General features: G+C 38.4%; 1 protein-coding gene and 1 pseudogene. Both read left to right on the top strand.

The genetic code is table 11. The features are described 5' to 3' along the window. Positions 1-1,001, top strand: a pseudogene (locus FLB_RS14350) (hypothetical protein); the annotation flags it as partial. Positions 1,002-1,166: 165 nt separating this feature from the next. Then, positions 1,167-14,484, top strand: a 13,318-nt coding sequence (locus FLB_RS05165) for a SprB repeat-containing protein (protein WP_064714908.1), incomplete at its 3' end; no start/stop codon positions are given.

Here is a 14,484-nt window from a genome sequence, read left to right as displayed (position 1 = left end):
AAGCCGATGCAGAAGCCGAGCGTCTTCGTCAAGAAAGAATAGCTGCGGATGCTAAAGCAAAAGCGGATGCTGAGGCAGAAAAAATTCGTTTAGCGAAAGTAGCCGCTGCCGCTGCGATAGTTCCTGTGGTTAAAGACGAAAGTGCTAAAGCAATTGATAATTTGGCTAAACAAGCCGAAGAATCGGGCAAAATGCAGAAATCTCTGATTGCGCAATTGGATCAAAAAGTAGCCAATAAAGCGAAGGAGTTAAGAGAAATGAAAGAAGAAAATGATTTAAGCGAGCAAGGTATTGTTAAAGAGCCTCAGGAAATTAAGAGTTCTTCTAATGATAATGCCGCCATTGAATCTTTGAAATCTCAAATCGCAGCATTGAATAAAATGCAAGAAGATAACCTCAGTAGAATTAAAAACTTGTATGATGAACGCATCAAAAAAGGAGCAAGTCCTACAGATGCTTTAAGTGTAAGCTATTTAAAATCTATAGATCAATTAAAAGCAGAACAAGTAACTAGTATACAAAGTAATAATAAATTGTTACAAACGTTAGATAATATTAAAGTTGCGGTAGAGATAGAGAAAAAACGTAGAATCAAACGAGCAAATTCATTAAACGACACGGACCGTTATGCTCAAGATCAAGCCACGTTGAAACGCATTAAGGAAACGACTAAAGTTAGTTCGACTCCGCTTAAAGAAAGTGATTTTGATTTTGGTGAAGAACAATCGAACATGCAAATTATGAAACGTGTGGCCAATACTGAAAGTGCTTTCTATGTGGTGTTAGCGGTTCATAAAGATGTAGCAAAACGTGATAAATTCTTAGCACAAATGGTAGCTTCGGGACAACGTAATGTTTCGTTTTTCTATGACGCTAGCACTAGTAGCTACTATATATATGCGACTAAGTTCGAGACCATTCAAGAAGCTCAAGGAGAAATGGTGAATAAAGGCAAACAACCGTTTACAAGTAAAATGGCCATAATTAAAGTAGAGAATTAAAACGATAGAATGAGCTTGAATCTTACTAGGAGGTAGATTTTAAGTCTTGAAAAAACAGTGATGAAAAAATTAAATTTAAGAACTAAATTATAAATACCATATTCTTTTATGCTGATTCCTGCCCCAAAAAAATTAGTATGAAGATTTTAATGCAATACCAAAACCATGAAGAAACCTACTATTTTACAAATGTTATCTTTGGATGATTTATGCCCTTTTTCCATGAACTTATCGTTGCTTCTTGCCAAATTTATTATCACAAATCCGGTGATTAACAAAATGAAAAATCGATTCCTATCCCATGCCTTTGCTTTGGTAGGAATTTTGTTTTTTATGACTCATTCATCTTATGGACAAAATTTAAAATCTTTCGATATTCGATTTGACAGGAATGTAAAAGGGGATCAATTGTTGATTGGGAATAATATCCTGAGTGTGAACAATAATGATTTCAATGATAATGGAGTGTATAATTCAGATGTTGATATGCAATATGTGGATATTGATGGAGATGCTAGTACCTTTAGTTCCAGTAGTGCTGTATTGACCATTCCTAATTCTAATGCTCCTGGGACTCCTTGTTATAAGATAGCCTATGCAGCTTTGTATTGGTCGGCGATTATTAGAGATGGTGATAACTCATTGGATAGAACGAAATTTACTACTATCAAATTCAAAACTCCAGTAGGGGGATATAATACCATAACAGGGCAATTAATTTATGATGCGATTAATCAGACTGATGGAATTGGAGCAAGTAAAAACAGACCTTATGCCTGTTATGCAGATGTTACTTCTTTAGTACAACCTTTAGCCAATGCTAATGGAACGTATACTGTTGCCAATGTTTTGTCGAGTGTTGGTAAAAATGGAAGCACGGGATTATCTGCCGGTTGGTCGTTGTATATTGTTTATGAAGATCCTAATTTGCCCGCACGTTCTATTACTTCTTATGATGGTTTTAGTGGGATTGGAGGAGCAACTACTTTGGATATCAATGTTACAGGTTTCAGAACCATCCCTGCAGGCCCTGTAAATGCTAGTTTTGCTTTTGCGGCCTTAGAAGGGGATAAAGCAATTTCTGGTGATTACTTGCAGATTAATAGTATTTCGCAAAGTGCCGCTACTTCTACAGGAACTACATTGCGTAGTAGTAACAATTTTTTTAATAGCTCGATCACTTACATTGATCCAGTTACGAAAGCGACAGCCGATTTTACCTCACCCAATCGTACTCCTGCGAGTAGCAATACTTTGGGGTATGATACGGGAATCATTACTATAAAAAACGACAATAATTCCGCAATAGGCAACAACGTAACTTCCGCCAAAATAACTTTGGGAAGTACGCAAGACGTTTACTTTTATTATTTTAATGCTATTGCTGTTGAAATTATTGAGCCAAAGATTATTTTGACCAAAGCGGTAAAAGATGGAGCAGGGAATCCAGCCAATAATACTCCCGTAGGATTAGGAGCTATTTTGAAATATGAGTTGCAATTTCAGAATGTTGGCAACGATAATGCCAAGAATTTTACCATTACCGATGTATTACCAGCGAATACGAATTTTGTTTATCCAACTGATATTGAGCAAGTACCCACGGGAGTCACCCATACTTATAATGCTGCAACCAGAACCATTACATTTACCGTCCCGGATAATTTAGTGTTAAAAAATGGTAGTAAAAGTGTACCGATTCGTTTTAAAGTGCAAGTTGTACCTACTTGTGCCAATTTGGCTGAGCCTTGTAACAACATTATAAAGAACACTGCCAGATCCAAATATACAGGTCAAATCAATACCAATGGTGGATTAGGCTTTGGAGAGGACAGTTATGCTTCCTTTTCGGCTTGTACCATTAGTGTGCCTGAATCGACTAACTTTTTGGTAGGTGTAGACGATTGTAAAAAAAGGAATGATGTCTTGTGTGGTGATAACCTAACCATTTCAGCTACTGGGGGATATGCTTCTTATTCTTGGTCAACGAGCCCTACGGGAACTCCGGTAATCGGTACTTCTCAAACGCTTACGGTTACAAAACCAGGAAAGTACTATGTAAAAAATACGGCAACACCACCATGTGTCGATTTAGAGGAAATAATTACTGTAGCAGACTACGCTGCGAAACCTGCAAATCCTTTAATTCAGTATGCCGATAACAAAAATCCAGCGACAGGCTTAATTGATCAGTGTGTGAATGATGGTAGTGTATTGCCTAAAATTTTCTTGTGTGGCCAATCAGCCAGTAAGCTGCTTGATTTATCTAGTTTAGGAGCTACAAAGATAACATGGGAAACCACTACTTGTTTACCAGACCCCAATTTATCAGACTTATGTGCCAATGTAAGTCCGACCTGTACTTGGACAACGGCTGCTCCTGATGGTAACACTTTTACAGCTAATGCTTCGGGACAATATAGGGTGTCTATTTATTTTGGGGGATGTTTTAGTCGTTTTTACTTTAATGTATATAAAAACCCACTAAACCCTACTGCTACCAAAAAAGATATGATTTGTGGGAATAATGGAAGCATTACCATCAATGGTGTTGGGGCAGGATACGAATATAGTTTGACTAAAACTTCAGGATATCAGTCCAGTAATACTTTTAGCATTGCTACTGCTGGTACGTACACAGTTTACATTAGACAAGTGGGCGTAGTTACTAATCCTTGTATTTTTGAAGTAAGTGGCATCCAGATATATAAAATTGACTTTAATCCTATAGCGCCTTTCATCACACAACCGTTGTGTCATAATTCCAAAGGAAGTATAAAGGTTTATGGAACAGCTTATAACGGCGCACAATACACTTACGAATTGTTTAAAGGAGGAACTTCTATTGAAAAGGTAATTAATAGTACGGCTTCAGAATATGAATTTACGAATAAAGATGCCGGAGATTATACCTACACGGTAAGCACTTTAGACGGCTGTAGCTACAATGGAGTGGCTAAAATTATTTCCCCAGCTGCCTTAACCGCATCCCCAGCAATCACCAAACCCTTAACTTGTACTAATGGTGAAATTACGGTTACGCCAAGTAATGGTACGGCTCCCTTTTATTATTATGTTAACGGATCCACAACAGGCCAAACCGATCCTAAAATTGTCATTACCACTGCGGGTACTTACGCTATCAAAGTCGTGGATAAAAATAATTGTGAATTTAATATTCCACCCATAACCATCAATGCGAATCCTAAACCTAATTTCTCATTAACAAGCACTAACATTTTATGTTATGGTGCCAATACGGGTGAGATTAAATTTAATGTTACCAATGCAAATGGCTACACACTAGCTTACAGTATCAACAATGGGGTGAATTATGTGACTAACGGTACTTTTTCTAATCTACCACCAGGAACCTATACTCCTGTGTTAAAATACAGCTTGAGTGGTGTAGATTGTTTTGAAACAAGACCGAATATTATTATTACCCAACCTGCAGAAGCGGTAACGGCTTCGATGGGGGTATCTGAATTGGCTGGTTGTGGTCCAGGTCGCGAAGGTAGAGTCCGTATCACCAACCCTCAAGGAGGAGTCGCGCCTTACCAATACAGTTTTGACAATCAGGCGACTTGGATCACAGTAAATGATGCTTATAAAGCTCCAGGGACTTACACTTTGTATGTAAAAGATGCTAACGGCTGTATTTTTAGCGCTTCGGTGACCATTGATCCAGAACCGGCGGCTCCACAGATAGATGTGAATACACCAGTAGATTTTAATTGTGATGGTACGGCAACGAGTACCGTTACTGTGACTAACCCAGGCGGTTCCACCTATACTTATGATTATTATTTGGATGGCACAAAAAACACGAATGTTCCAAGTAATGTATTCCTGAATGTATCTCCTGGTTCACACGCTATTAAAGTAGACTATAAATTGAATACAGTACCTACTTTTAGTAATTTGTTGTATGAAAACTTCGGATATGGAGACGACACTACTTCTCCAGGGATGAATGCTACATATTATTGCTTCGAAAGACAAGTAGCAGCTACACAATGTAGAGGAAGTTTTGCCATAAATGACGGAGATTATTCAGTAACGGCAAGAATTGTTGCGCCTTTTGGAGCATGGTTACAACCTGGAGATCACACGCCTCCAACAGTACCTCCAACACCAAAGGGAAGGTGTTTGGTGGTAAACATTGGTAGCGAAATACCAGTAACTGAAATTTTATACGAAAAAGTCATTAATAATATCATTCCAAATCAGCCCATAACGTTTGAGTTCTTTGCGATTAACTTAGTAAAGAAAGGCTTTAATATATTTGATCCAGATTTGAGAGTGGCTTTAGTTGATGCTACGGGAACCGAAATTTCCTGGTACAATACTGGTAACATCCCTAAATCAGAACAATGGGAATATTATCCTAAAACTGCTATTACCTTAGATCCTAAATCGAATACAACACTTAAGTTTATTGTACGTTCCAATGTCAGACAAACCAGTGGTAACGATGTAGCTATTGATGACATCAAAGTATTTCAACTCCCTAGAACTTGTACTACTACAAAAGACTTTACTATTGTAGTGCCTACAGGAAAAGCTTTTACTTCACAAATTTCAGGCAACAAAAGCGTGACCTGTAATGGTGAAAGCAATGGAGAAATTACCATTGCTGCTCAAAATTTTGACCCGATTAAAGGATTTGAATATTCTAAAGATAACGGTGTTACCTGGCAAACTTCTACTACTTCTCCTGTAAAGCTTACCTCTTTGGGCGCAGCTTTATACAAAGTTGTAGTACGGCCTGTAGGTGCTACAGTGACGACTTGTTCTAAACCATTTGATGTTACGATTAGTGCGCCTCCAACTTTGACGCTAAGTGCTTCAGAAACAAAGAAAGCGACTTGTACTACCGGTGCTACCATCACGGCTGTTGCTGGTGGGGGAACACCAGCGTATCAATATGAACTGCGTCAAGGGGCTGTAGTAATTGTGCCTTTCACTAATAATGGAGGAGTGTTTACCAATGTTCTTGCGGGGAATTATACCGTTTTTGTAAAAGATGCGAACAGCTGTTCAAACCCTGTGGGAGTGGGCGTATCTGTAACTGCTGTACCAGCGATATCCGCAGCAGTTGTTCCTAGCACAGCGATGTGTTTTGATCCAACTACTGGTGCGAAGATTAACGTGGCAATTACTGGAGGTGTAGCACCTTACAGCTACCAAACCAGTTTAAACGGTGGAACTTTTAGTGCTTCTAGTGCTACGTTTACAACACCATCATTTACCCATACGGCTGCTGTAACAGGTAATTATGTCTTTAGAGTAACCGATAGTAATGGTTGTTCTTTTGATACAACGCAACAAGTAATTAATGCTAAAGTAACCGCGAATGCTTCGGTAACTACTGATTTGGATTGCGATGTTGCGCCAGGATCTCCAGATGCTGTGATTACAGGAACCATTTCTGGCGGTACGGCACCATTTACGGTGGTTTTAACCTCAGGACAAACAACAGGAACACTTGCTGGACCTGTAGGGACTGCTACTACTTTTACCTATACTACGGGTGTATCAGGTACTTACCAATTTGAAATTACGGATGCTATTGGTTGTAAAACCACTACTTCTGCCACTATCAATGCAAAAGTTGCTGTGACGGGTAATGCAGTAGTAACTAACGAAACTTGTGAGACATTAAATAACGGTAGTGTGACATTGCAAGCACTTACCGGAGTGGCTCCTTTTACTTATAATTTTAATAATTTAGGATTTTCTGGTGCAGTAACCTATGGTTCATTGTCTGGATCTGTGGCTGGAACGTCATACCCATATCAAATCAGAGACAACAAAGGATGTATTTATGATGGTACAGCTGTAGTTTTTGAACCTACTCCAATAACGCTTTCAGCTAGTATAACAACCCCTTATACTTGTACGACTAACGCTACCATTACTGCTTCGGCTTCGAATGGAAATGGAGGATTTACCTATGTGTTAAGAAGAGGCGCTACAACAGTAGCTACCAATACCACTGGAATTTTCCCTAATTTGACTGTAGCAGGAAGTTATACCGTAACGGCTACTGATGCCAAAGGATGTTCACTTACTTCTTCTCCAGCTATGGTGATTGATGCTTTGACACCACCAACAAAACTTGATTTTACAGAAAAACCTATTACTTGTAAGTCAACAGAACTAACAAGTGAGGTTACTATTAGTGTAACAGGAGGAAAAGGTAATTTGAAATATGAAATTACGGCTCCAGCTGCTGCAATTATTAATGTTAGTGGTGCAACGACGGGTATTTTTACAGGATTAACAGCAGGTGCCTCAGGTACTACTTATGCTTTTAAAGTGACCGATGAAAATAATTGCTCGGTTACGGGAACGTATACTGTAAAAGATGTATTGCCAGTTATTGTAAATGGTTCATTAGTAGCCAATGTTACTTGTAAAACAGCTACGGACGGAAAATTAAAATTCACTGTTTCTGGCAATGCTGGAACATTTACTTATGAACTTAGAAACAGTCTTAATGTTGTAGTCCCAATTGCACAATCTACACAAACAGGAAATGTAATTGACTACATAGGTTTGGCGGCAGATACGTATACGTTAACCGTAACTAATCCTAGTACGGAGTGTAAGGCTACAAAAGTTTTAAAAGTGGATGCGCCAAGTGTAGCTTTATCTTTTAACGCTCCAACTATTTCTCCATTTACTTGTAATCCTCTCACTAGAGCAAGTGTAACCATCAATACTACTGGTGGATGGGGTTCTAATAGATATACTTTAACATTACCTGATGGCACCACAGTGGTTGGACCACAAACTAGCGCTATTTTTGCCAATTTGACTCAATCGGGATTATATACTATAGCTGTAACTGATTTGAGTGGTAACGGGTGTACAATTACTGACACATTTACCATTGCACCTTATACGACACTTTCTGTTAGTGCAACAGTAAATGGACAATGTACTGCCACAGGAAGTTCATTCCAAATTGTAGCTGCGGCAACAGGAGGTTCTGGAGCCTATACCTATTCAATAAATACAGGTGTAGTCCCAAGTCCAGCTGATACATTTACCGTTGCACCGGGTACCTATACTATTACAGTACGAGATGCTTTAGGTTGTACTGCTCCGGTAGTTGTAACAGTAAATGAAGTTTTAACAGCAGCTGCAGTTAGAACTAAAGAATTAGATTGTACAACTACACCAAACGCCACAATTAGAATTGATGCATTTGGAGGAAAACCCGCTTATAATTACGAAGTATCATTTAATGGAGGGCTATATGGAGCACCAGTAGCTCCTGCAACTATAGTTGGAAATGTATTTACAACAAGTGTAGCAGGAACTTATAAATTTAGAATTACAGATTCTAATTTACCTACAGCTTGTACTGCTGAAACTAATAATGTAGTTATCAGTCCTATTGTATATCCTGTAATTTTGAATCTTGCAGAAAAACAGTCTATTAAATGTAATGGCGACGCAACAGGTATCATAGAAGTAACCATTGATCCAAGCAAAGGAGTGGGACCTTTTAAATATAGTATTGATGGCATCACTTATCAAAATTCTAATCAATTTACTGGACTTATAGCTGGCACTTACACTATCACAGTAAAAGATAATAAAGATTGTACTTTTACATATCCAACACCAATTGTAATTGATCAACCTGACGCTATTACATTTGTTTTAGACAAGAAAGATATAACATGTAATAACCCAGGAGGGACAAGTCTAGGAGAAATTAAGGTATTAAATGTCCAAGGAGGTACAGCAACTTCGGCGGCTCCATTTAGATATTTTATTACCAATAATTTTGGTGACGTAATTGCAGGTAATCCTTATACTGCATCAACTACAGGAAGAGAAGACCATATTTTTACAGTTATTAATTTTGGTGTATATACTGTAAATGTTGTTGATGCGAATGGTTGTTCTTTAAGTAAACAAATTACAATAGCATCACCACCAGAGGATTTAGATATTAACGTTACAACACTTAGTTCGAATTGTACAACTGGAGGAACTGCAATAGTTAAAGCTATATCAGTAGTCGGGAGTGGTAATTATGAATTCGGTATTTTAGAAACTAATACTTCTCCGTATACTACTACATGGTATACTCCAGATGTTGTTGGAGGTGATACAAAAACTTTTACAAATCTTACACCAGGCGTAACTTACACTTTTGTAGTACATGATTTAACTACACTTTGTTATTATGTTAAAAGTGCAGATCAACCAATTGCACCAGCATCAACGCTTACTTCAACTGTAACTCCAAAAAATGTTACTTGTAAAGGGAATAATGATGGAAAAGTTACTTTTACAATTGATAATTTTGATGCGACAACAACTTCAATAGATTATCAGTTATATACTTCTTTTTCTAATGTTGCTGTTGGATCATCATTTAATGTACCGGTTACATTTGGAACTCCGGTTACCGTAGCGAATTTTTCACCAATAGCAGGAACATTAGCTCCTGGAAGCTACTATATTAGATTTATTGAAAATGGTACAGGTTCCTTTAATGGATGTAAATCAGCTTCTAAAATTTTTGAAATAAAAGAATCATCTGTTGATTTGTCTGTTTCAGCTTCTGTGATTAAAAATGAAAATTGTAATCAGCTAGGTATTATTAATGCATTAGCCAAAGACGGTGCAGGTACTTATCGTTATATTATTTTACCTTCAACTTCTGCTGCTCCAACAGCATCAGATCCAGCATGGGATACAACTAGTACTTTTAATGTAGCAGCGGGGAGTTATTTGGTTTATGCTAAAGATGCTAATGGATGTATAAAAGTTACACCTGCTACAATCGATTTGATTAAAGATCCTTCACCAGTTATCGCTTTATCAGTTATAGATAATTGTGCTGTAGAAGGTGCTTACTCAGTTGAAGTAGATTTAACTTCACCAGGAGTAGGTCCTTATACTATTTCAGTTAATGGTGCGTCCCCACAAAATGTGGGATCTTTCCCTTATACTGTTTCTGGATTGAGTTCAGGACCTCAAAATATTATTGTATACGATGCCAATGGTTGTCCTTCTAATAGTCCAGCTTTAACATTACATAAAAAATTATCTGTAATTGCAGAGCGTACCAAAGAGCTGGATTGTACGACTTCGCCAGATGGATTAATTACAGTGACGGTATCAGATGGATTATTTACTGCATCGGATGCTACACCTGATTTTAGATATGAAGTGTCTATTGATGGTGCTCCATATTTAGCTCCGGTTAATTTTGCTAATGACGTTAGAGTATTAACATACCCTGTCACTACAGCGGGTACTTATCAATTTAGAATTACAGATTTAAATAATTGTACAGTTGAAAGCACGGTTGTAGATATCGCTGTTAAAGTCATTCCAACTGCAACTGCTACAGTAACGCAACCAACTTGTGTAGGCGTAGCAGATGGTTCTATCAAAATTAATGCTACTTTAGGGGTGCTGCCTTATAAGTATAGTATTGATGGAGGAGCGAATTGGCAAGATTCTAATGAATTTACTGGACTTGCTGCGGGAACAGTCAACTATATTGTAAGAGATGCTAAACTATGTCTTTTCAATGATTCAGAGGATATTATTAACCCAACTCCAGTTGTTGCTTCTTTGGCTTCTATATCTGCCTTTACTTGTTCTCCAACCAATACACCAAACGTAACGGTTGTAACTGTTAGTGCAGCCGGTGGTGCTGGTAACTACAGTTTTAGTGCTGACGGCATCCATTATTTCCCAAGTAATAGCATTCCTGCTGATAACAAGTATGCCTTTGATGTCATAGACACAAGTGCTCCAAGTGTAAAGTTTTATACTAAAGACGCGAATGGTTGTACTGACGATATCGTAGTTCCAATCGCACCATTCCCTAAATTAATTTCAGCTAAAGCTACTTTAGGTACTCGAGCAGATTGTAACACGCCTACAGAAATTATTAATGTAGCGATTACGGGTGGTGCAACACCTACAAATTTCAGTTATCAAGTTGCTATTGATGGAGGAGCTTATGGTGCGCTAACACCAATTACCGCTGGTGCTACTTCATTCACTTATCCTGCTACATCAATAGGAAGTTTTTATGAATTTAAAATAACGGACAATACAACAGGTTGTAGTATTATTTCAAATGCGTATACCGTTCCAGTATTCAATACCATGACCCTAACGGCTAGTGTTGCTGCGAATGTAGATTGTGCTACGAATGCAACAGGTGCTATTGAAATTAATATTGGCAACTACACAGGTCCTTATACATATGAAATTTTCAACGGTGCTGTAACTACTGGTTTTACAGGTACAGGAAATACAACAACTAATCCATTGGTACTCCCTCATGGTTTGGTTGCAGGAAATAATTACACTGTAGTGGTTACTCAAACAGCGTATCCAAGTTGTATAAAATCGTCTAATACTGTTATCATTACAGAGCCAGCGGCTTTAGATTTGTCTGGTCCTTTTGTTACTGTTAAAAATCAAAATTGTAACACCACAGGGGCAGTAGTTACTGTTGATGATACTAAAATTTCTGGTGGCAAACGAGATTATACGTATGTTTTTGTACGCAATGGCACAGGAGCATTACCACCAGCTGGTGATTTTAAGCCTTTAAATACGGCAACATTTGCCACTACTCAAATAGCACCATCAACGGAAACGGTTGAGGTTTGGGTAAAAGATGCTAACGGATGTACGGAAATGAAAACGGTAACTATTTCATTAGATCCAGCACCAACAGTTACAGCAAGTGCTGCTAGTCAATGTCCGTCTCCAACGGGTTATACAATCATTGCAGCGGGTGCAGGCGGTGTTGGTACTTTAGAATATAGTTTGGATGGTAATAGTTTCCAAACACCGTCTTCATTAACTGTAACTGCTCCTGGCAATTATACTATTTGGGTAAGAGATGCTAATGGTTGTAAAAATCAGACTGCTACTCCAGTAACGATTTTTGAACCATTACAATTACAAGCAGATGTTACCACTTTATCTACTTGCTTAAATGCAGACGGTGTAGTGACCCTAACAGCTAGTGGAGGATCTATTCCAGCGAATTATCAATATAGTAATGATGGTACTACTTATGGCTCTTCAAATGTATTTGGTGGTTTGGCAGCAAGTGCTACTCCTTATACTTTCTATGTAAGAGATATCACAACAGGTTGTGTTAAATCGGTAGACGTGATTATGTTATTGCCTAATACCGCCATAGATTTTGTTCCAGTTGCTACTCCAGTAACTTGTAATGGAGGATCAGATGGAACGATTACAGTTAACATGACTACGCCAACGTTGACTGTAAATAATAACCCAATTTATACCTATGCTTTAACAGGTTCAACTACAGTGGGTAATAACCCAGTTATTAGACCAAAACAAGATTCTCCATTATTCAGTGGTTTGAAAGCAGGGACGTATATTGTAACGGTTACTTCAGGTAGAGGTTGTTCAGTACCTGAAACCATAGTTGTTGATGAACCTGATCCAATTTTGGTACCAACTCCAACTGTAGTTCCATTTGGTTGTACTGCTGGAAACGCAGGCAACTTAGCAACCATTACAGTTACTGGAGTAACAGGTGGTTCAAATACCTATTTACAATATGAATTTATTAAAGTAGGTAATCCTATTCCTGTTCAAAAAAGTGACAATCCTATTTATATTGAAGAGGATTTTTCAGGAGGTTCTTATATTGTAAATGTGTATGACAATAAAGGATGTAAGGGAACGTCTACCACTCCAATTATCATTGCTCCTTATGTACAATTGGATAAAGTGAATGTAAATGTTACGCGTCCGATTACTTGTCTTTTATCTGAAAACATTACGGTTTCAGCAACAACAATAGGTACAGGAGCAACGGATTTAGAATATTCTTTGGTAGATATTGATGCCTCAACTGGAACACAAGGAACATTATATCCTAAACAAACCAATAAAACAGGTAATTTTTCTAACTTACCAGTAGGTAATTATTTTATTACGGTTAAAAACCTATTGACCAATTGCGAAATCATTGGCGTACACTACGTAAACGAACCCAACACCTTCGACTTGACTATCGATAATGTGGTTGATGTAAAATGCCTTGGAGGTGCCGACGGAAGTGCTAAAGTGACTTTAATCGATAGGGTGATTACAGCAGCTAGTCCAAATCAAGCAGGGGCGTTTACTTATACCATAATTGGGCCTTCACCTAGTACAGGTAATGCTACTTCAGCAGGACCAATTAACTTGACTAATTTAGCCGCAGGAACGTATACCATCACGGCTACTTTGACCAATACGCCTTTCTGTACCGTAAGCAAAAACTTCACGATTACAGGACCAAATGTTGCATTAGCGATAGATAAATCGTTTACTGCCATTACTTGTGTAACAGGTAATAATGATGGTTCAATATCGGCTACTGCTTCTGGTGGATGGCCAGGAGGTTATGAGTTCCAATTAGAAAGAGGTGCTACTGTGGTTACTTCATGGTCATCTGTAAGTGACTTCAATGGCTTAATCGCTGGAAATTATGTAGTGAAAGTGAGAGATTCAAGAGGATGTGAAGTGTTCACTACAGTTGATTTGAGTAATCCAACGCCAATAGCTTTTAACGCTATACCAAGCACTACTTTGTTGACTTGTAAAGGAGATACCTCTGCAACCATAACTGTAAGTGCTCCAACAGGCGGACAAGGCACGAATTACTTGTACACCTTGAATACGACATCGGTAACGCCAAGGATTAGTTCAGGGCCACAAGCAGATCCAGTGTTTACTAATTTAGGCGCAGGAACGTACACCGTAACAGTAACTGATGGCTGGGGTTGTGGTACGACGTCTACCACTCCGATTGTGATTACTGAGCCAACAGAGGTTGTGCCTACTTTGGTATTGACTACGACCCAAACGTGTCTTACTTTATCCACGATAACTTTACGCGCTACGGGTGGAACAGGAGCGTATCAATACAGTACAAGTCCAACATCTGGTTTTGTAGCGATGGGTGGTAATTCGATAACTTTCACTGTACCAGTAGGCACCTACCGTTACTATGTGCGTGATGCAAATGGTTGTACTAGTGTGGTTTCTAACGACATCACGATAGAACCCTTGCCTACTTTGAAGGTTGATATAAATAGTGAAAACGCTAAAATTAACTGTAAAGGGGATGCCAATGGAGTGATTGTAGCTAACGCAACCGGTGGTTTAGGAAATTATGTCTATACTTTATTAGATGGTGTTGGTGGTGCATTAGGCTTCACTCCAGTACAAACCACGCCTGGTAATTTTACCCAATTGCCTGCAGGAACCTATAAAGTTCGAGTAGATAGCGGGGATTGTAATGTGGTTTCTACAGATATTGTAACTATTACAGAACCTTTAGTGCCAGTTACAGCAACAGCTGTACCAACACCAGTAACTTGTAACGGAGCGGCCAATGGTATCATCACTGTAACAGCTTCTGGCGGAACGGGAGCAATGAAATATGCGA

Source organism: Flavobacterium succinicans (genome assembly GCF_001662485.1).
In the GTDB taxonomy this organism is placed as follows: Bacteria; Bacteroidota; Bacteroidia; order Flavobacteriales; family Flavobacteriaceae; genus Flavobacterium; species Flavobacterium succinicans_A.
This window is presented reverse-complemented; position numbering and strand designations above follow the sequence as displayed.